Annotated in this window: 15 protein-coding genes and 1 tRNA gene; 2 read left to right on the top strand and 14 right to left on the bottom strand. The window is 66.5% G+C overall.

Annotated elements, in window-relative coordinates; translation table 11 throughout:
• Positions 1–2: 2 nt before the first annotated feature.
• The 6 genes from ACSHT2_RS02840 to ACSHT2_RS02815 form a co-directional block, all read right to left on the bottom strand.
• A complete protein-coding gene (locus tag ACSHT2_RS02840) occupies positions 3–341 on the bottom strand; it encodes a lipid-A-disaccharide synthase N-terminal domain-containing protein (RefSeq protein ID WP_124160894.1) in 339 nt (112 codons plus the stop codon).
• Positions 338–1,072, bottom strand: a complete 735-nt coding sequence (locus ACSHT2_RS02835) for a glycosyltransferase family 2 protein (protein WP_440640296.1) — start codon at positions 1,070–1,072, stop codon at positions 338–340. Before ACSHT2_RS02835 ends, ACSHT2_RS02840 begins: the two co-directional genes overlap by 4 nt.
• 107 nt (positions 1,073–1,179) lie before the next feature.
• Positions 1,180–1,983, bottom strand: coding sequence for a phosphatase PAP2 family protein (locus ACSHT2_RS02830; protein WP_440640295.1), 804 nt, complete (start codon positions 1,981–1,983; stop codon positions 1,180–1,182).
• A gap of 1 nt (position 1,984) precedes the next feature.
• Positions 1,985–3,727, bottom strand: coding sequence for an ArnT family glycosyltransferase (locus tag ACSHT2_RS02825; RefSeq protein ID WP_440640294.1), 1,743 nt, complete (start codon positions 3,725–3,727; stop codon positions 1,985–1,987).
• Positions 3,728–3,777: 50 nt separating this feature from the next.
• On the bottom strand, positions 3,778–5,886 hold the full coding sequence (gene pbpC, locus ACSHT2_RS02820) for a penicillin-binding protein 1C (protein ID WP_440643026.1): 2,109 nt from the start codon (positions 5,884–5,886) through the stop codon (positions 3,778–3,780).
• A gap of 114 nt (positions 5,887–6,000) precedes the next feature.
• Entirely contained in the window at positions 6,001–11,205 is a 5,205-nt protein-coding gene (locus ACSHT2_RS02815) for an alpha-2-macroglobulin family protein (protein WP_440640293.1), read from the bottom strand.
• 397 nt (positions 11,206–11,602) lie between these two features.
• Between ACSHT2_RS02815 and ACSHT2_RS02810 the strand changes: the two genes are divergently transcribed.
• Together ACSHT2_RS02810 and ACSHT2_RS02805 are read left to right on the top strand one after the other, a co-directional pair.
• Positions 11,603–11,679, top strand: a tRNA-Arg gene (locus tag ACSHT2_RS02810).
• Between the two features lie 310 nt (positions 11,680–11,989).
• Positions 11,990–12,322 carry a hypothetical protein gene (locus tag ACSHT2_RS02805; RefSeq protein WP_440640292.1) on the top strand — a complete coding sequence of 111 codons (333 nt, stop codon included), beginning with the start codon at positions 11,990–11,992 and terminating at the stop codon, positions 12,320–12,322.
• 152 nt (positions 12,323–12,474) lie between these two features.
• Here ACSHT2_RS02805 and ACSHT2_RS02800 read toward each other — a convergent pair whose 3' ends face one another.
• The 8 genes from ACSHT2_RS02800 to ACSHT2_RS02765 all read right to left on the bottom strand — a co-directional run bounded on the left by ACSHT2_RS02800 (position 12,475) and on the right by ACSHT2_RS02765 (position 19,037).
• Positions 12,475–12,624: a hypothetical protein gene (locus tag ACSHT2_RS02800; protein WP_440640291.1), complete on the bottom strand. Its 150-nt coding sequence runs from the start codon at positions 12,622–12,624 to the stop codon at positions 12,475–12,477.
• A 543-nt stretch (positions 12,625–13,167) separates the two neighbouring features.
• A complete protein-coding gene (locus ACSHT2_RS02795; RefSeq protein WP_440640290.1) occupies positions 13,168–13,539 on the bottom strand; it encodes a septal ring lytic transglycosylase RlpA family protein in 372 nt (123 codons plus the stop codon).
• Positions 13,540–13,567: 28 nt separating this feature from the next.
• Positions 13,568–13,861: a hypothetical protein gene (locus ACSHT2_RS02790; protein ID WP_440640289.1), complete on the bottom strand. Its 294-nt coding sequence runs from the start codon at positions 13,859–13,861 to the stop codon at positions 13,568–13,570.
• A 3-nt stretch (positions 13,862–13,864) separates the two neighbouring features.
• Positions 13,865–14,131 carry a hypothetical protein gene (locus ACSHT2_RS02785; protein ID WP_440640288.1) on the bottom strand — a complete coding sequence of 89 codons (267 nt, stop codon included), beginning with the start codon at positions 14,129–14,131 and terminating at the stop codon, positions 13,865–13,867.
• Positions 14,131–14,394 carry a hypothetical protein gene (locus ACSHT2_RS02780; RefSeq protein ID WP_440640287.1) on the bottom strand — a complete coding sequence of 88 codons (264 nt, stop codon included), beginning with the start codon at positions 14,392–14,394 and terminating at the stop codon, positions 14,131–14,133. Before ACSHT2_RS02780 ends, ACSHT2_RS02785 begins: the two co-directional genes overlap by 1 nt.
• A complete protein-coding gene (locus ACSHT2_RS02775) occupies positions 14,391–14,594 on the bottom strand; it encodes a hypothetical protein (RefSeq protein ID WP_440640286.1) in 204 nt (67 codons plus the stop codon). Before ACSHT2_RS02775 ends, ACSHT2_RS02780 begins: the two co-directional genes overlap by 4 nt.
• Before the next feature lie 163 nt (positions 14,595–14,757).
• A complete protein-coding gene (locus tag ACSHT2_RS02770; protein WP_440640285.1) occupies positions 14,758–15,621 on the bottom strand; it encodes an amidase in 864 nt (287 codons plus the stop codon).
• A 41-nt stretch (positions 15,622–15,662) separates the two neighbouring features.
• Positions 15,663–19,037 (bottom strand): beta strand repeat-containing protein, encoded by a 3,375-nt coding sequence (locus ACSHT2_RS02765; RefSeq protein ID WP_440640284.1) that lies wholly within the window; start codon positions 19,035–19,037, stop codon positions 15,663–15,665.
• Positions 19,038–19,064 lie beyond the last annotated feature (27 nt).

The following is a 19,064-nucleotide window of genomic DNA, read 5'->3' as shown; positions in this document are numbered from 1 at the left end:
GATCAGCGATCCAGCGTCTTCGACGCGGTGCCGTGATTCTTCCAGATCAGCATGATGTTGCGAAGATAGATGATGGTCGCGAACATCTGGCCCAGGATGATGATGGGCTCCCGCTTCACGATGCCGTAGATCAGGGTCATCACGCCGCCGCCCATCGAGCAGAACCAGAATGCCATCGGCACCACGCTGTTGCCGGCCCGCTCGCTCGCGATCCACTGCACCAGGAATCGGGCCGTGAAGAAGAGTTGCGCGACCAGGCCGAATGCGAGCCAGAAGTCGAACTTGGCGACGAAGACGTCGTAGAAATAGTTGCTGACCGCCTGGCCGTATTGAATGATCATGCCTTCACCTCAGTCACGTCTGGTGTCGGCTTCTTGCGGCGGATCAGCCACCACACGCCGGCGAGATCCATGATCCCGATCCATAGCCGGTCGAAGAAGCCGTAATTCGACACGCCGGAGTGACGCGGTCGGTCGATCACGTCGACATAGGCGATCTCGTAGCCCTCTCGGCGCACCAGCGCCGGCAGGAAGCGATGCAGCCCGTCGAAATAAGGCAGCATCAGGAAGACGTCGCGCCGGAACGCCTTCAGTCCGCAGCCGGTGTCGCGCGTGCCGTCCTTCAGGATGGCGTTGCGAATGCCGTTCGCCACGCGCGACTGGAACTTCTTGAAACCGGTGTCCTTGCGCCCCACCCGCTGGCCGGCGGCGAGCCCGACGCGCGGGCTTTTCTCGACCGCCGCGATCAGGTCCGGCAGGAAGGCGGGATTGTTCTGGCCGTCGCCGTCGAGCGTCGCCACGATGTCCCCGCGCGCCGCACGCACACCACTGCGCACGGCCGCCGATTGGCCGCCCGACCGCGCATGGCGGAGCTGACGCAGATTGCTCCGCTGCGTCATGATTGCGGCAAGCCGCTCGCCGGTCGCATCGGTGGAGCCGTCGTTGACGTAGATGATCTCATAGGCCCAGCGGCCATCGAGCGCCGCACCGATCTCCGCGATCAGCGGCGCAATATTATCGGCTTCGTTGCGCACGGGAACGACGATGGAAACCGAAGGTTGGGACGTCGACAAAGGAGGCTCGTGGTTGGATTTGGCCTGCGCCTTGGGGAACCGGCGGTCCCGGCAGGCAGCCGCTTTTATGGGGCGGATGCCCCGTGGGCAACCCTTTTGAGGCGGCCTCAGGCCGCTCCCGGAAGAGGCACGATGGTGCCGTCGGCTCGGACGGCAAAGCCGAGCCGTCGGGCCGCGAACCAGTAGCGAACCGCCATGGCCCCGACCATGCCGACCAGGGCGCCGGCCACCACGTCGCTCGGGTGATGCGCGAGCAGCACCAGGCGTGTCAGCAGGATCACGATTGCGTAAGTGAACATGAACACGCGCAGGCGCGGCCACAATGCCGACACGGCAAACGCCAGGGCGAACGCTGCCACTGCGTGTCCCGACGGCAGGCTGGCATAGGCCCCCGTCCCCTCGAACGGTACGAAGTTGAACGGATTGGCCTTGCCGCCGACGAACGGACGTCCGCGGCCGATGAGATATTTCAGGATCTCGGCGACGAACGCCGACACGGCAACAGACAGAAATATGTACTGAAGCCGCGTGCCGAAGCCGAGCAGCAGGGCGCGGCGAGACCCGTGCAACCCTGCCGCAACGAACGCCACAGCCACCAGCGCAGCCCCTAGCACGATCAGCAGATACTCGTCCTTGCCGAAATCGGTGAGGATGCGGATCGGCCACAGGCTTGGTGTGCCGCGCGGCGGCATCAACTCGATCTCGGTCTGATCGAACCCGACCATCAGCACGATGACCAGCGCTGCGCCCGCTACGCTGAGCCAGAGCGAGTGCCGCGCCAGCTTTCGGGCCGCCTCGGCCCGGCGCGAATGCGAGGGCGACCGCACGAGTTGCGCCAGCGCGCCCCAGGACACGACGAGCAATTGCGCGGGATAGCCGGCACGCGGCGCAATGTCGGTCGGCGCCCGCATCCTATTCGGTGCCTTCCGAGCGGAAGATCGAGATCGAGATCGCGCGCCCTTGCGAGAAGTTATAGCCGTCGATGCGCGTGCCGACCTTGTAGCGCAGCCCGATCGCCTCGGCGCGCTGCACGAAGCTGCGCTCCGAGCGCTGCTCGATCAGCGCGAAGCGGCAGCTCCCCTGCCGCAGGAAATCCGCCGCACCAGAGCCGTCGGTGAGCAAGGTCCGGGTGCCGACCAGGAAGACGAGGCTCGGCTCGTGATAGCCGGCCGCAGCCGCCTTCGGTCCGACGCAGGTGACGTTGCGAAGCGCGCGCGCGATCTCGATGCTCGGAAAGAGCGGCGTCAGCGACGGCAGCACGATGCCGTAGACCGTCACCGCCAGCATCAGGGCTGCGACCAGCGCATTGAGCAGCGATCGCTCGGCGCGATTGTTGTCGTAGAGCCACCAGGCGAACAGGCCGAAGATCAGTGAGGCCGCGATGAACGGCCAGGCCACGAAGGCCGGCTGCCGCGTCAGCATCACCGCGCCGACGACTGCGATGATCGAGGCGGCAGCGGGGATCGCGAACCACCAGGCCGAACCGCGCATCAACCAGGAACGCGACAGCACGCGCCGCTCCACCGCGCCTGCGGTGAGGATCGCGATCGCCGGATAGAGCGGCAGCACGTAATGCGGCAGCTTGGTCAGCACCGCCTCGAACACGATCCAGGACGGGATCAGCCAGGCCAGCAGGAACTGCGCGCCGGGCTCGCGCCGCGCCCGCCACACCGCGGGCGCCGCCATCGCCGCAAGCGGCGCGCCCGGCCAGAACGTGATCCAGAACAACGCGAGGTACAGTCCGGGCGGCGCGCCATGGGATTCCTGGGCCCCCAACTTGCTCAGCATGTCGCCGCCGACGGAATCGGCGAAGAAGGTATCGCCCGCGCGCCAGAAGATCGCAACGAACCAGGGCAGCACCAGCACCAGCATCCACATCAGACCCCAGAGCGGCCGCAGCTTCCACAGCCAGGAGGCATCGCGATCCTGGATCGCAAGCACGACGATGGTGAGGCCCGCGAACATCAGGATCAGCGGGCCCTTGATCAGGATGCCGACAGCGAGCGCGGTCCAGAAGATCGCGGGCCAGCTCCAGGGCGGATGCGTCTCGTCCTCGGCGCGCTGCCAGGACAGATAGGCTCGCGCCATCGCGCCCATCGCGGCGACGACGCAGAACAGCAGCATGGCATCGGTCTTCGCCAGCCGCGCCTCGACGCCGAGCAGTACGGACGCGCACATCATCAGCGCCGCCAGCACCGCGGCGCGCCGCGTGACGAAGCCGAGCGCGGCCCAATAGGTCATGAGCACGGCGCCGATCGCGCCCATCAGCGACGGCAGCCGGTAGACCCAGATGCGCAATTCGGCCTTCGGCAGCTTGAGCATCGACGCGGCTTCGACGGTCGCCGATTGCAACCAGTAGATGCCGACCGGCTTCTTGTAGCGGACGTCCTCCTGAAAGCGGATATCGACGTAGTCGCCGCTCTCGACCATCTGCTTGGTGGCCTGGGCAAACCGCGCTTCGTCGCGATCAATCGGCGGGATGGTGAAGAAGCCTGGCAAGAACAGCAGCAGCGCGCACAGCACCAGGAAGCCGACCGCGCGCGCATGGCTGGCCGTGACGATGTCGAACATGCGAACGAGTCCACTGCCCGGATTTACGGGTGATTTCGACTCGCGGGGTGCTCCAAAACGGGGGCTTGGGTAGGTCTCGGCCATTGGTTCCGCTTACGCTGAAACCGCCATCGCCACAACCGCTTGAGGCAGGGTCATTGAATTCGAATGACGACTGTGTCCGCGGCGCCAGTGGCGTCGATCACGGTCACCCGGGCGAAGCCCGGTCCGGGCGGATCGATCAACCGCTGACGCCGGCCGTCGATCTCGCCGAGCGCGGTGCCGTTAACCATGACGGTCATGGGCAGTACGCCGCCGGCGACCTTGACCGGCATGGCTGCGTTCTCCCGGCTGCCCGATCGATCGACATCGATCCGCGAGCCGTTGAGCGGAAACTGAATGTGCAGCGCCTGATCGCTGCCGGTGCGCACCAGTTCCCCAACCGGGCGGAACCGCTTCAGGGGCAGCGGCAGCTTGGTGTTGCCTGCCACCAGGGTTCCCCTGGGCGCCTTCGGCAACGGGGCGAGCGTCTTGCCGGTCCTGGCAAAGGTGTCGAACAGGATCGGCGCGGCAGCGACGCGCCCGATCAGGCCGGGAACCGGGGCGCCGTCGGGGCGGCCGACCCAGACGCCGATGGTCATGCGGCCATCGAAGCCGACCGACCAGGCATCGCGATAGCCGTAGGAGGTCCCGGTCTTGAACGCGATCCGGTTGTGGGCAGCGTTCTCCGGCGGCGGCGTTCCCAACAGCACGTTGCCGACCTGCCAGGCCGCGACCTGATCGAGCAACCGGAGCGGCTCGCGGTCGTCCTGGTCAGTCACGACCTCGCGCAGTGGCTTGGTGGTGCCGAGGCGGGCGAAGCCCGTATAGAGCTGGGCGAGATCCTGGAGCGTCACGCCGACCCCGCCGAGCCCCATGGCGAGTCCTGGCGCCTCGTCCTTGGGCAGAACCAGGTTGCCGCCTGCCTGACGCAGCCGCGATGCCAACCGGCTGGAGCCGACGCGGTCGAGCAGCGCGATGGCCGGCACGTTCAGCGACAATTGCAGCGCCTTCCTCACCGGCACCGTGCCCTGGAAGGTCATGTCGAAATTCTCCGGCGCGTAGGAGCCGAAGCGGATCGGGCGGTCGTCGATCAGGCTGTCGGGATGGACAAAGCCGTCCTCGAAGGCGAGCCCGTAGATGAACGGCTTGAGAGTCGAGCCCGGCGACCGGATCGCGCGGGTCATGTCGACCTGCCCTGCCCGGCTCTCGTCGAAATAATCCGCCGAGCCGACGCGCGCGAGCACGTCGCCGCTTTCGTTGTCGACGACGACAATCCCGACCGAGATGTTCGGCCCGAGCGCAATAGCGCGGTCGCGCGCCAGCGGCTCCAGCACCTTCTGCAAGCTCGCATCGAGCGTCAGCTTGATGACCGGCGTGTTCTTGACCGTCGAAAGCGCGGTATCGGAGGCATGCGGCGCCAGGATCGGCATCGGCTTGCGCAGCTTCGGTACCGGCACAGCCTTGGCCTGGGTTGCGTCCTCAATGCTGACTACGTGCTCCTCGACCATGCGGTCGAGTACGCGGTCGCGCGCCTTGCGCGCCGCGTCCGGATAGCGGTCGAGCCGGCGGGTTTCCGGCGATTGCGGCAACGCGACCAGCAGCGCCGCCTCCGCCAGCGACAGCCGCTTCGGCTCCTTGCCGAGATAGGCGATGGAGGCGGCGCGGATGCCTTCGAGATTGCCGCCGTAAGGCGCGAGCGCGAGATAGAGATCGAGGATCTGCTCCTTGCTCAGCGTCCGCTCCAGCTCCATCGCGCGCACGATCTGCCGCAGCTTCGCATGAAGCGAGCGGTGCCGTCGCGGCTCCATCAGCCGCGCGAGCTGCATGGTGATGGTCGAGCCGCCCGAGACGATGTGGCCGCGCGTTCCGAGCTGCAACGCGGCGCGCCCCAGCGCCAGCGGGTCGAGGCCGTTGTGGGCGTAGAAGCGCTGGTCCTCATAGGCAAACAGGAGTTTCAGGTACGTCGGATCGACGTCGGTCTTGGCGTCGACCGGCAGCCGCCAGCGCCCATCCGCCATGGCATAGGCGCGCAGCAGCTTGCCATGGCGGTCGACGATGGTGGTGGAGACTTGCCGAGCCTTGTCGACCGGGAGAGGACCGAGCGAGTAGACCCAGCCGACGAAACCGATGATGGCGAGGATGAAGGCGAGTGCGACGGCTGAGAGGGCACGAAGGCCCCTGCCCCGCACTCCGTCATGGCCGGGCTTGTCCCGGCCATCCACGCTCTTGCCAGCGGCGCCCAAGTCCGCGGATGCCCGGGACAAGCCCGGGCATGACGACTGAGAATGTGACGCCGCGTCGTTCATACAATCCCGCTTACGTTCGAATCCACCACCTCACTTCGCCGCCCGCACCTCCACGGTTCCCGTGCCGGTCCGCCCATAGCGCGAGGGACTATACATATCCTCGACATAGGCTTGCGGCAGCACATATTTTCCGGGCGAGACCGCGCGCACGACATAGGCGACGGTGAAGACCGATTTGGAATCCGAAGCGCGGTCGACCGCCGCGGTGAACCGGTCGTCGCGGAACTCGGTATCCTCCGGCTCCTCGCCGTCCTCGATCCAGTCCAGCGTGCCGCTGTCGCCCGACGAGACCAGCTTTGGATTGTCGATCTCAAGGCCGGCCGGCAGATAGTCCGACACCATGATGTGGCCGTACTCAGGCTTGGCCTCGGTGATCTTCAGCACCACCGCAAAGCGCTGGTTCTGCTTGACCTTGCTGATATCGGCGGGCTTGCCGTCGAGCGTGTAATAACTGCGCTCGATCTTGAAGCCGTTGGACGCCGCCGGCTCCGGCGTAACCGGCGAACCCGACACCGAGACCACCGCCTGCACCGGCGCATCGCCGGTGTTCGTGATCTTCAGCGGCTTGCCGCTCAGCGTGTCCGCCCTGTAGGTGTGGTAGAGCGCGGTCTTGACCGGCTGGCCGTCCACTTCGATGGAGAGGTTCTCCTTGGCCAATGCCCGCGCCGCCAGCACCAGCCACGCATTCTCCTGCGTGGAGGTGTAGGGCGTCAGTCCGCGCGCTGTCTCGACCCGCGACACTGCCTGCGTCAACGTCGCCTTCGGCGCGTTGCCCTCGCTGGCGAGCGAGACAAGCGCTGCGGCATCGCGGAGCTGCGAGCCGTAATCGGTGCGGCCGAACTCCAGCACCGGCTTGGGCGCGAGGCTGTCGAGCGCGGCACCATACACCCGCTCGGCGCGGTTGCGGTCGCCGACCAGCGCCAGCGCTGCCGCAAGCTGCGACTTCGCAATCGGCGTCGCGAGGTTGTTCAGCTTGGTGTCGGCGAGATAGCGCAGATCACCGATCGGCGCCGCGCCGTTGCGTGCGAGCACGTAGAGGCCATAGGCGAGATCGCGGCCGCCGTCCTTCTCGGGCTCGTCGGCATTGACCACGGAGTTGCGGATGCGATCGAGCGCGTTCTTGAACAGCACGTCCGGCACCACAAAGCCCTTTTCGCGGGCGCGGGTGAGGAAGTCCGTCACGTAAGCATCGAGCCAGGCATCGTCGCCGCCCGCCGACCACAGGCCGAACGAGCCGTTCGAGCCCTGGCGGGCCAGCAGCCGCTCGATCGCGTCGCGGATGCGCTGGTCGACCTCGGTGTCCATCGCGAGATGGGCGCCGGCAGCGAGATCGTTGACATAGAGCAGCGGCATGGCCCGGCTCGTGATCTGCTCCGAGCAGCCATAGGGATAGCGATCCAGCGCTTTGAGGATCGTCGCCGCATCGAGCGCGGTGGACAGGCTGGCCGAGACCGAGACGCTGCCGGTGCCCGGCACGAGATCGGAGAACATGTCCGAGGTCAGCGTCAGGCTCTCGCCTTTCGTGAGGGTGCGGATCGAGCGCCGTGCCAGCACCTGCGTCGCCGCCTTGACGTCGAAGGCATAGTGGCGCGCCAGCGCGAGGCCATTCGGCCCCTTGATGTCGACGTCGAGCGTCGCCTGCCCCGCCGCAGTCGCATCGAGCGCGAGCGAGAACGCGTTGCGCTGCTTGGCGGCGAGCTTCACCGTGGTCGCGGGATTGCCGGTCATCTTCACCGGGCCGCCCGTCTTCACGTTGATGACGTAGTCGCCAGCCTCGCCCTCGACATTGTCGATCTCGAGATTGACCGTGCCGTGGTCGCCATTGAGCAGGAACCGCGGCAGGGTCGTGGTCAGCACCACGGGATCGCGGATCACAACGTCGGTGCTGGCGCGGCCGAGCTTCGTGGCGGTCCACGCCACGGCCATCACGCGCGCGGTGCCGGCGAACTCCGGAACGTCGAAGCTAACCTCCGCAGTGCCGTCAGCAGCGACCGTGACGATGCCCGAATAGAGTGCGAGCGGCTTTTGCGTCGGCGGTGAGCCCTGGAGCTCTCCCGCACCGGCGTCGCCTCCGGACTTGATCTGGCCGCGCGTGCCCGACATCCCGTCGATCAGCTGCCCATAGAGGTCGCGAATCTCTGCACTCAGGCGGCGCTGACCGAGATAGTAATCGTCCGGCGCCGGCGGCTTGTAATTGGTGAGGTTGAGGATGCCGACATCCACCGCGGCGATGACGACCTTGGCGTCCTCGCCCGGATTGAGCCCATCGAGCTTGACCGGGATCTTCAGCGACGAATTCGGCCGGATCAGCGCCGGCGGCGTCAGCTTCACCTGGAGCGTCCGGGCTTGCTTGTCGATGCCGAACCATTTCAGGCCGATCGCCCGGCCCGGCATGCGCTGGGCGGCTGCATCGAGCGGACGGCGCAGTGTCGCCACCACATAGGCGCCCGTGCCCCAGTCCTTGCCGACCGGGAGCTTCACCTGCGCGGTGCCTTCCTTGACGTCGATCGTCTGGGTCGTCAGCAGGCGGTCGCCGAGCACGTTGATGGTCAGCTTGCCGGCGCTACGGACGTTGACCGACACCGTCATGGTGTCACCGGAGGCGTATTGTGGCTTGTCGATCGAGGTCTCCAACAGGTCCGGCGTGTCCGCGCTGCCGTCGGAATACCAGCCGACGTCGAACTGCACCGAGGTCGCCGGGCCGTCGGCGTCGTTGGACTTGACGTCGAGCCTGTAACGGCCGGGCTGGGGGCTGAGCGAGATGCGCGCCGGCTTGTCGGCCGCGATTGTGACGTCACCGTCCGCGACGCGCGAGGTCGACTTGACCGGCTCGTACTCCCAATAATTGTTCTGGCGGTACCACTGGTAGCGCGACTCCATCTTCAGGAGCTCGTAGCGCAGGCCGTCGCGGGGCAGCGTCTTGCCCTCGGGGGAGACGAACACGATTTCGAACTCGGCCTTGTCGCCCTCGGCGACGTTCTTGTCGCCGAACAGGGGCTTGATGCCGATCTGCGCCGCGGCGGGCGCGACCGGCAGCACGATCTTGCGTTCGACCGCGCGGCCACCGGTCTCGACCATGCGGACGAAGATCTGCGCCTCCTGCGGCCGGGTCGAGGCCGGCTGCTTGTCCAGCGTGACCGGAAACGTCGCAACGCCATTGGCGTCCGCCTCGGGCAGGTCCTCGAGCGGCGTGCGCTCGTTCGAGGTGGTCTCCTCGTCATCGACGCCGAACCGATAGCCGGCGAAGCCGGGGCGTTCGCTCGCAGGCGCCACCAGCATGTCGCCTTCGAGCTGGAGGCCCGAGGCCGGCGCGCCATAGAGAAAATGGCCGTCCGCCTTCAGCTCCACTGGAGCATTAGCTTTGATCAGCTTGTCATTGGCAGATAGGTCGAATTCGATCCGGTCGGGAACGTAATCCTCGACCATGAAGGTGGTTTCGCCGACGGACGATCCCTTCGGATCGGTGAAGGCGCGCACCCGCCACGTTCCGGTGGGGACTGCCGAGTTGAGCGGCACGGCCAGCGTGCGGCCGCCGGCGCCCTGGTCGGCCAGCACGGCGCGGCGGAATTCGACGCCGTCGGGACGCTCGATCACCAGCGTCATCGGCCCGCCGGTGACGGCATTGCCCTGGCCGTCGCGCAACAGCGCGGTCAGATAGACGGTCTCGCTGGAGCGGTAGACGCCGCGCTCGGCATAAACGAACGCGTCGGCGCCGGCCGGCACCGCACGCCCCGAAACGCCACGGTCGGACAGATCGAAGGCGGAGGACTTGAGGCTGAGGAAGGCATAGTCGGCCTTCTCGCCGGTGACGGTGAGCATCGCCGGCGACAGCCCACCCTCGCCGCGCGCGAGGCCGGCCTCGAACAGCACGTGTCCGCTGTCGTCGGTCTTGCGGGTGGCCAAAATCTCGTTGTTGCGGGCAACCAGCCGCACCTCGGCCTTGCCGACCGGATCGGTCGAGGCCAGCGAGTTGACGAAGACGTGGATGCCGTCGTTGCCTGAATAAGCGGAGACGCCGAGGTCGGAGACGATGAACCATTGCGTCGCGAGCTGGTACTCGTCGTCCGAGCCCGGGCCCTTGGCCGCGGCGGTCATCACGTAGACGCCGGGCTGGAGCTCGCCCAGCGCCTGGTCCACCGGGAATGCGGTGGTGACGTCCTGGTTCAGCGTCATCGCGGTCGCGAGCTCGCCGGACCAGACCTTGACGCCGCGCTGGTCACCGAGATCGGAGAGCTGGTATGTCGAGAGCGTCCTCTGGAAGTCGCTGTCGACTACCGTGTTGATCAGATTGCGGTCGCCGATCCGGAAGACGTTGATGTTGACTGCGGGCGTGTTGACGCTGACCACGGGAATGCCGCGCTGGCCGGTCCGCGGCAGCACATAGGCGCGGCTGGTGAAGCGCACGAAGGGCTTGCGGTCGCGGACATAGACGTTGAACTCGGCCGATTTCGGCAGGCCCTCCTTCACGGTGGACGGCAGGCCGGCGCGCAGATTGATGTTGTAGCGCTCGCCGTGCTTCAGCCCGTCGACGCAGAGCTGCTTGCCTTCTGCCGACAGCGCCGGCTTGTCCTGACCCGCCAGCGCCAGGAACGGCGCGAAGTCGGTCCGCTTGGCAAGCTCTTCCGAGAACTGGAAGCAGGCCCGCGGGCTCGCCGAATCCGAGTCCACGGTGTAGTCGAGCAGCCGGAAGCCGTGCTCGTCGCGCATCTTCTCATATTGACCGCGGACGTCGGCGACCTCACGCATGTCGAGCGACAGCCGCAATGCATCCAGCGCCGGCCGCCACAATTTTCGTTCGGCCAGCGACTTGCCGAGCACGGCGAGTGCGTCGGCCTCCTCGCCCGGGCTTCCGGCGCGCTGATAGGCGATATAGGCGGCGGTCGAGGCGCGCTCGAGCAGGAAGGTCTGCTCGCTCGAGCTCTTCGGCGAGATCTGGAAGATGACCTTGGCAAGCCGCAGCCAGTTGCCGGCATCGTCCGGCGTGGTGGCCGCGATCTGGCCGAGCACCGACAGCCCGGTGCGGACATCGTTGCGCCGGAAGGCGGCGTCGGCATCCGTGCGCAGCGTCGCGCTGGACTTGGCGACCGGCCCCGCTTCGCTCTTGATCTGGGCCTCCAGCTTGATCGCGGAATCGGCGAGATCGTCGCGTTTGAACGCCTTGTCCGCGGCCTGCGCGGCGGCAAGGCCGAACGCCAGCGTGGCGCAGAGTGTGACGGCGCGAACCAGACCGATCATGATAGACTCCCGGATATCGCAGCGAACGCCGCGTTCAGATGAAATGCGCGGAAAGGTGACGGACTCAAGGCCATGGAACCAGAAGTGCAAAAACGCCGCATTGCGCCATGACAAGCCCAAAGAAGACCGATCAAGCATCGCCGCGCACGCCGCCCTGATGGCGCGGCAACACCTGGCCAGTCGACCGGCGGCCGTGTCCCGGAAGCACTTCAGCGGTCCCGGCGATGTGATCCATCGTCCAGTCCGCTGCCGCCCAACCCGGCACCCTGACACCCCACCGTTCCGCTTTGTCGCGGCTTTGAGGAAAACGGTTCGGTTCAGGCTTGGCGAAACACCAGATTTTTCATATTGGCATGCTAGACGAACGGCCAGCCGTCCAGACCGGCCGGCTCAAGACGGTCCCGTAGCTCAACTGGATAGAGTAGCGGATTTCTACTCCGCGGGTTGCAGGTTCGAGTCCTGCCGGGATCGCCAGCGAAAAGCTTGAGCAATCAAAGACATTTAGCTCGCCGCGCAATAAAATAATACACGTATTGACTAGAACAATTGCGGGGAATTGCCGGCCTTTGCTGGCTTCTGCGGCACCAAAACCCCGGAGAAAACCCCGGAGCGATTTCGCACAGCGAAACGCGCGGCGCGCTGGCATTCCAGCGGAGACCCAGCTACCTCCGCGCGGCGAGGCCGCCCCTTGCTCGGAGCGGTTGCAATGAGTAACAATGCGGCACAATTGCGGCGGGCGCATGGGGAACGGGGCTTGAGGCATCACAGGGGGAAGCAGGCGGCCGTGCAGGTGCTCACGGTCGCCGGGGTTTTGAGCTGGTGGCTCCTGCGCGCATCGCTGCTGCTTTCCGCCCTGAGCCTGGACGCAGCACAGCGCCCGGCCATGCGGTGGCTCAACCAGCTCCTGGCCGTCGACCGGACCGCGGCGAAGCACCAGGTCCTGCGATATCTCAAGGCGCTCGGCGCGACTTGCGGGATCTTCGCAGTGATCGCGAGCGCCGTCGCGGCCGTGATCATTCTGACCGAGCCGGCAAAGCCCTATCCGCGAACAACCCTCTTCGAGAGAAACGGCGGCCCAGGGCCGATCCTGATCGAATTCGGCCCGCAGCCCGACTGACACCAAAGAAAAGCCCGGCGCACCCCGCAGCCGATGCGAAGCGCATCGCCCGCGGCCGGATTGGTGCGCCGGGCTCGCTCGCACCATCCGGCACGAGCCGCAGCGGAAGACCCCGCGATTACGCTAGGTCGCAAGACAGCTCACGATCATGCCTAACCCCCATGTGTGAGTCGCCGCGTCTCGGCCTCGCGCACCCGCTTTACGGTTTCCTCGATCCGGTTGAGCCGCAAGAACGTGCCGGCAAAGCCGAACATGCAGATGATGGTCAGCGTGAGTGTCGCTGCGAGTGTCAAATAAATCATGGCGCAACTCCGTCAATAACGGTGTGCCCGATCTCGCGCGTCACTCGCCTGAAGCCATGACGAACAACTCGACGGTTGCGCCCAGTCACAAGACAGCCCACGGCGAGGCCCGCCGCGGCGTAGATATACAGGAAGGTCATTTGCGGGCTCTCTGCTGCCCACGGCTGGTGCCGGGTGGTTGAAATTCAGCAGCAGAGGTGCTGACCCCCAGTATTCCCGCCACGCCAGGAGCGACCCGGCGCTGCTACTAACGGTTATTTCCGGGGCCACCCGACGTAAGCCGAGAAGACCTCTGCCGCCTTGCCCCGGCCAGATTTCAAGCCGACCGGGACAAGCGGCCCTATAGCATATGCCTGACACCGATGAGAGTGCGAAGTTCGTAGGAATACGGGAAAAAGCTGACGCAAAAGCCCGGCGCACCCCGCGGCCGATGCAACGCGCATCGCCCGCGGCCGGATTGGTGCGCCGGGCTCGAGGCCGCCGGTCCGGGGGACAACCGGAACAGGGCGGCCACATTCGTCCGGGAGGCGAACGCGGACGAATTCAGGGAACGGGATCGACACGCACCTGGCCGAGGCCGCCGATGCCGAGCGCATCGGCGCCGGCGCGGCCGAGATCGACACAGCGACCAGGCACGAACGGCCCGCGATCGGTCACCACGGCGCGGATCGAGCGGCCGCTCGCCAGGCTCGTGATCTCGAGCACCGTGCCGAAGCGATGGGACTTGTGCGCGACCGTGTAGGGATCGTCGGCCCGGCCGCTGGCGCCGGCATAGGTGTTGAAGATCGAGCCGTCGGCAGCGCGGCGGCCGTGATAGCCGTCGCCGATACCGTACTGCGAAGCGATGCAGGTCTCGGCGCGCGCAGGCGCGACGCAGGCGATCGCCAGCGCCGCCAGGACAAGGCGGAATTTCATTTGTGATGCTTCCCAGGGACGGAGGAATTCAGCGCGCCTTAGGCGCGGCCGGCTCTTTGCGCAGGATCGACTTGATCTCGCTGATGCCGTCCTGCACGGCCTCCAGACGGGTTTCGACCTTTGTCAGACGGTCGCCCTGCGGAGCGGCCAGCTCGACCTTGCGCTCCAGGGCGCTGAGGCGCTCGGCCGCCGTGGCGCCCCACCAGATGACGCCGCCTGTCTGCAGAAGGATGGCCATGATGATCGCCACCGGCACCTTGCGGTCGAGGTGCCAGGAGGCATCCGATGTATCGATCACGACCGGAGGGCGCTTGCGTACCATCGGCTATTTTCCCCATCCGCAAAGCCGCTTGCCGGCAGCGTTGATCAGGTCGGCGCGATCCTTGGTCGCCTCGGTATCATTGCGCGACCATCGCACCGGGCCACCCTGCCGGTTCATCACGTCGCAGAAGGACGCCGCATTCTTGACGCCCTCCTGTTCCCGGCACTCGAACTCGAGCAGGCCGCCGAGGGTCGGCCGGCAAACCGTGGTCGCCGCCTGCGCCGGCGGCGCAAGCAGCAGCAAGGCGAGCATCAGAAACGGCACAAGCATCAATCCCTCCGGAATTCGGTATCGCGGCCGGCGTCGCTGTTCGGATGCGCGGACTGCCTCGCCTTCGCATCCGCGACCGCAGCGTCGGACTGCGCGAGCTGCTCGCTCGCCGCCTTGAGCCCGTCGGCGACAGCCTGGTCGTAGCCGACGCCCTGGTTGGCCCTGGCATCGGCAGCCGACTTGACCTGCTGGACCAGCTGCAGAACCAGCGGCAGCGCCTTGAGCGCTGCCACCAGGAACGTCCACCATGACGCGCTGATCATTGAACCGGCGGTTGCTGTTTGGTGAGGCCGGCGAAGCCGTCGCGAATGACGTTGATGATCATCTTGGCAGTGCCGAGGCCCGCAACGATTTTGCCGGCGAGGATCGGGTCAAGCCCGAGGCCGACGAAATCGAAGCCCGCAAGGCCGGCGACAACGATCATGAGGATGTTGAGGATGTTGTGGATCAGGTTTGTATTCACGTTCTCGTCTCCAGTTGGAATGCGCGGGAGCCGCCCGCGCGACGGTCATCAGGAGCGGAACATCCGCTCCATGAACTTGCGCAAGGCCTCGAGGCCGGGACCGAGCAGGAGCGCGATCACGATCAGCACCACCACGGCCCACATGACGAACTCGCCCATGGCGTCAGCCCAGCGTGACGTAACGCGCCGAGACGAAGTCGCCGCCGTCGACACTGGCGATCCTGTACCAGCGCGTGGTGCCGTTCATGGCCTCGCCGATGATGTCGATCGCCGCGCCACGGTTGAGCCGACGCGTCTCCGGCGACTTCGCGCTCGGCTCGTCGCGCACGCTGAGGAAATCGCCCGCGGCGACGTCGACGGTGCCCTTGCGTTTGATCGCGACGACCGCCGGCGGCGGATCGTCGTCATCGTGCGAGGCCGCGCCCGCAAGCTGCGCCATCTTCGCCTTGACCAGCGCGATCATCGCCGCCTTGTCGACGCGGCGGCCGGGACATGTCTTGGTGGTCTTGGGATCGTCGCGATGGAAGTGCAGACCGCGCAAGTTGAAGACATACGGGTCGGGACTGATGCCGAGCGCAACGTGCAGGCAGGCCAGGCCCTCGGCGTAGCGGCTCGCCAGATCCGGGGTAAAGGCCTCGCTGTCGAAATCGCCGACGCACTCGACGCCCCACGAATTTGCGTTGAAGGAGACCGCATGCACGCCGCGCTTTTCCGGCAGCGACAGCACGCAGAAATTGTCCGGGGTGAAGAAGAAGTGCGGCCCCGCGCTCCAAGGGCCGCCCTTGGGGCCGCCGTTCGATTCCGGCGTGCCGTACCAGCTGGCAAGATTCTTCATCCACTGCGCATCCGTGATCGGCACCTTGCGATTGCCGTGGGCATAGGTCCGCCAGGTCGCCAGCGACGGGCCGCCGGTGTGGTGCATGGTGACGAAGCGCGGCGTCCATGCCTTGAACTGGATGGTGTCGAGATAGCCGAGAAACTCCGCGGCCGTGGGGAAGCATTTCCCGACGAAGGGAATGGTGGTCATGGTCTTGCGCTCCGATGGGTTGAGAGGGTCGCGGGGTTGCCTCAGTGCACCGACAGCGACAGGCCGTAGACCGGCACCACCTTGTCGTTCAAAGACTTGACGCGCGCGGCAAAGGAGGTGCCGGCGGTGCAGGCGGTATCGGCCGTCTCGGCGACGGTGCGGCCGCCCTGCCCGTGGGTCGACACGGACGACAGCGATGCGGCGCTCCAGTTGGTGCCGCCGTTGCAGGTCACCTCGACGGTCAGATCCGTGTTGAGGGTCGGCGTCGCCGTGGCATCGAACTCCAGCAGTGCCCGCGCATTCGAGACGCTTGCATCTGCGGTTAGCGCCGTGCTGACCAGCACCATGTTGCTGAAGACCGAGAACGACAGCTCGCCGAGCCAGGCATTGCCGCCCGTCGTTCCGGATACGTAGACAATCCGCCAGTAGCGATGCGCGCCTGCGCTGCTGAAGGTCTGGGTCACGGCCTGCGAGGTGCCGGAGGGCACAACGATGGTGCTCGCCGTCGTGAAGCCTGATGTCAGGCCCGTATCGCTGTACTGAATATTGAAGGTGATCGTGGCGCTGAAGCCGCTCGACGAGGCCGTGATCACCCGGACGCGCGTGATGTCCTTTGCGCTGCCGAAATCATAAGCCGCCTGCGTCGACGACGTGAGGCCGGACGGATCTGCGGCAGGCGTGGCGTCGTTGTTATCGTAGAGCTGAGCCTGAGCCGCGCCACTGGTCGCCAGGGTAAAACTGGTGTTGACTGCGGACGGAGCCTGCACGGCATAGCCAGACGCCGCGACGCTACCCGTGCCGGTGTTGAGCGTATAGCCGGACGAACTCCCGGCTGCGATGCCGTCCGACCCCTTGAACCCATCGGCAAAGACATTGAGCCCCCGGCGATAGCCGGCCAGCGCCTTGGCCTGGTAGATGCGGTCGAGCAAGCCGTTGCGACGGTACTCGTCCGCGATCGACACGGTGCCGGAGGTCGTAATCGGGCCGCCGCTGGTCGTGATCCCGTCGGTGCTGACCTGCGTCACCGTCCCGCTCCCGCCGCCGCCGGCGCCCGATCCCGTCGTATTGCGCCAGCGCGAGGCGGTGCCGTCGTACTTGAGATGCGCCGCCGCCTTGGAAGCGAGAATGAAATCGGCGCCGAGGTCGAAGCGATTGGCCGCGGTCGACGACGTGCTGTCATCCTTCAGCGTGATCGCGAACGAGCCGTTGTTGAACAGGAACAGGTCGCAGCCGGCGACGCCGCCGGCGATGCCCGTGACGTCACGCGCCGCATCGGCATTGACGATCAGCGTCGAGCTGCTGGCGCACACGACCGACGATGGATTGTAGTCGTTCTGATTGGACGTGATCTGCGCCGGCGTCGATTGCGTCGAGTCCTTGCGCGCGCCGGAGAAGTTAAAAACCCCGCCGATCGTCGGACTGGTGCCGAAGACCAGTGCCCCGCTTCCGGTTTCATCCGTTACCGCAGCGGCCACATTCGCAGACGAAGGCGTCGCCAGCGCCGTCGCCACACCAGCCCCGAGTCCGCTGATGCCGGTCCCAACTGGCAGCCCGATCGCATTGGTCAACGTGGCCGAGCTCGGTGTGCCAAGCGCCGGCGTGACCAGGGTCGGCGACGTCGCGCGAACCACCGCGCCGGTGCCGGTGTTGGCGGTTGCAGCCAGGCCGTTGATCGAGAAGCTGTTGCCCGCGCCGGCGGTATCGAAGGTCTTGTTCGTCAGCGTGTCGGTCGTGGCGCGGCCGACATAGGTGTCGGTGCCCTGAAAGGTGATCGTGGTCGCGTCGGTGCCCGCAAGGGTCAGGCTGTTGCTGAAGGTCAGGGCCTTACCCGCAGCCCCGGTCAGCGTGTAGGTGCCGGCGGTGAAGGTGTTTCCGTTGATGCTGGTCGCCGTCGCCGCGCCGAGCGTCGGCGTCACCAGGGTCGGCGACGTCGCGCGGACGACGGCTCCGGTTCCGGTGTTCGCGGTTGCAGCCAGGCCGTTGATCGACAAGCTGTTGCCCGTGCCGGCGGTGTCGAAGGTCTTGTTCGTGAAGGTGTCGACCGTGGCCTTGCCCACCAGCGTATCGGTCGCCGCCGGCAGCGTCAGCGTGCCGGACGCCACGGCCGATGCGTCGAGCACCGTGCTGCCCGACGTGCTGCCCGCGATCTTCAGCCGCCCGACGGCGCCGGTCGAGCCGAAGGTCTTGACGCCCGTGACGGTCTCGGCGTTGCCGAGCGTCATCGCCGTACCCGACGCCGCCGGCCCGGTCAGGGTGACGCCATCTGGGAGAGTCAATGTCGCGCCCGTGGCCGGTGCGGTGATGGCGATCTTGTTGATGGAGGTGGCCGTCGCCACGCCCAGCGACGGCGTCGTCAGGACCGGGCTCGTCAACGTCTTGTTCGTCAGCGTGTCGGTCGTGGCGCGGCCGACATAGGTGTCGGTGCCCTGAAAGGTGATCGTGGTCGCGTCGGTGCCCGCAAGGGTCAGGCTGTTGCTGAAGGTCAAGGCCTTGCCCGCAGCTCCGGTCAGCGTGTAGGTGCCGGCGGTGAAGGTGTTTCCGTTGATGCTGGTCGCCGTCGCCGCGCCGAGCGTCGGCGTCACCAGGGTCGGCGACGTCGCGCGGACGACGGCTCCGGTTCCGGTGTTCGCGGTTGCAGCCAGGCCGTTGATCGAGAAGCTGTTGCCCGTGCCGGCGGTGTCGAAGGTCTTGTTCGTGAAGGTGTCGACCGTGGCCTTGCCCACCAGCGTATCGGTCGCCGCCGGCAGCGTCAGCGTGCCGGACGCCACGGCCGATGCGTCGAGCACCGTGCTGCCCGACGTGCTGCCCGCGATCTTCAGCCGCCCGACGGCGCCGGTCGAGCCGAAGGTCTTGACGCCCGTGACGGTCTCGGCGTTGCCGAGCGTCATCGCCGTACCCGACGCCGCCGGCCCGGTCAGGGTGACGCCATCGGGGAGAGTCAATGTCGCGCCCGTGGCCGGTGCGGTGATGGCGACCTTGTTGATGGAGGTGGCCGTCGCCACACCCAGCGACGGCGTCGTCAGGACCGGGCTCGTCAACGTCTTGTTCGTCAGCGTGTCGGTCGTGGCACGGCCCACGAGCGTATCCGTCGCCGCCGGCAACGTGAGCGTTCCCGATGCGGCCGCACTTGCATTGAGGGTCGTTGCACCCGAGGACGAACCGGCGAGCAACAGGGTTGAGCTGTTGAAGGTCTTGGCCGCCGTGAACGTCTGGATTGCCGCCAGGGTCGCGATCGTATCGCTGGCATTCGGCAGCGCGTACGTCTTGATCGACGCAGCAGGCCCGGAGAACTGCATAAAGGCGTTGTTCGTGCCGCCCTTGGCGCCGGAGAGCGGTGAGGTGCCGGGGTTGCTCTGCGCCAGAGCCGGCGTCCACAGGAGCGCAAGCGCCAGCGCGATGATGCCGCGAAGCTTCATGTCGGTATTTCCTAGCTTTGGAAGATT

The organism is Bradyrhizobium sp. PUT101, from assembly GCF_052043945.1.
Lineage (GTDB): Bacteria > Pseudomonadota > Alphaproteobacteria > Rhizobiales > Xanthobacteraceae > Bradyrhizobium.
This window is presented reverse-complemented; position numbering and strand designations above follow the sequence as displayed.

What these genes read in the sequence shown, in the direction of transcription:
- ACSHT2_RS02840 (WP_124160894.1), bottom strand. Translation starts at nt 341, where the DNA reads ATGATCATTCAATACGGCCAGGCGGTCAGCAACTATTTCTACGACGTC.
- ACSHT2_RS02830 (WP_440640295.1), bottom strand. Translation starts at nt 1,983, where the DNA reads ATGCGGGCGCCGACCGACATTGCGCCGCGTGCCGGCTATCCCGCGCAA.
- ACSHT2_RS02825 (WP_440640294.1), bottom strand. Translation starts at nt 3,727, where the DNA reads ATGGCCGAGACCTACCCAAGCCCCCGTTTTGGAGCACCCCGCGAGTCG.
- ACSHT2_RS02815 (WP_440640293.1), bottom strand. Translation starts at nt 11,205, where the DNA reads ATGATCGGTCTGGTTCGCGCCGTCACACTCTGCGCCACGCTGGCGTTC.
- ACSHT2_RS02800 (WP_440640291.1), bottom strand. Translation starts at nt 12,624, where the DNA reads ATGATTTATTTGACACTCGCAGCGACACTCACGCTGACCATCATCTGC.
- ACSHT2_RS02795 (WP_440640290.1), bottom strand. Translation starts at nt 13,539, where the DNA reads ATGAAATTCCGCCTTGTCCTGGCGGCGCTGGCGATCGCCTGCGTCGCG.
- ACSHT2_RS02790 (WP_440640289.1), bottom strand. Translation starts at nt 13,861, where the DNA reads ATGGTACGCAAGCGCCCTCCGGTCGTGATCGATACATCGGATGCCTCC.
- ACSHT2_RS02785 (WP_440640288.1), bottom strand. Translation starts at nt 14,131, where the DNA reads ATGCTTGTGCCGTTTCTGATGCTCGCCTTGCTGCTGCTTGCGCCGCCG.
- ACSHT2_RS02780 (WP_440640287.1), bottom strand. Translation starts at nt 14,394, where the DNA reads ATGATCAGCGCGTCATGGTGGACGTTCCTGGTGGCAGCGCTCAAGGCG.
- ACSHT2_RS02770 (WP_440640285.1), bottom strand. Translation starts at nt 15,621, where the DNA reads ATGACCACCATTCCCTTCGTCGGGAAATGCTTCCCCACGGCCGCGGAG.
- ACSHT2_RS02765 (WP_440640284.1), bottom strand. Translation starts at nt 19,037, where the DNA reads ATGAAGCTTCGCGGCATCATCGCGCTGGCGCTTGCGCTCCTGTGGACG.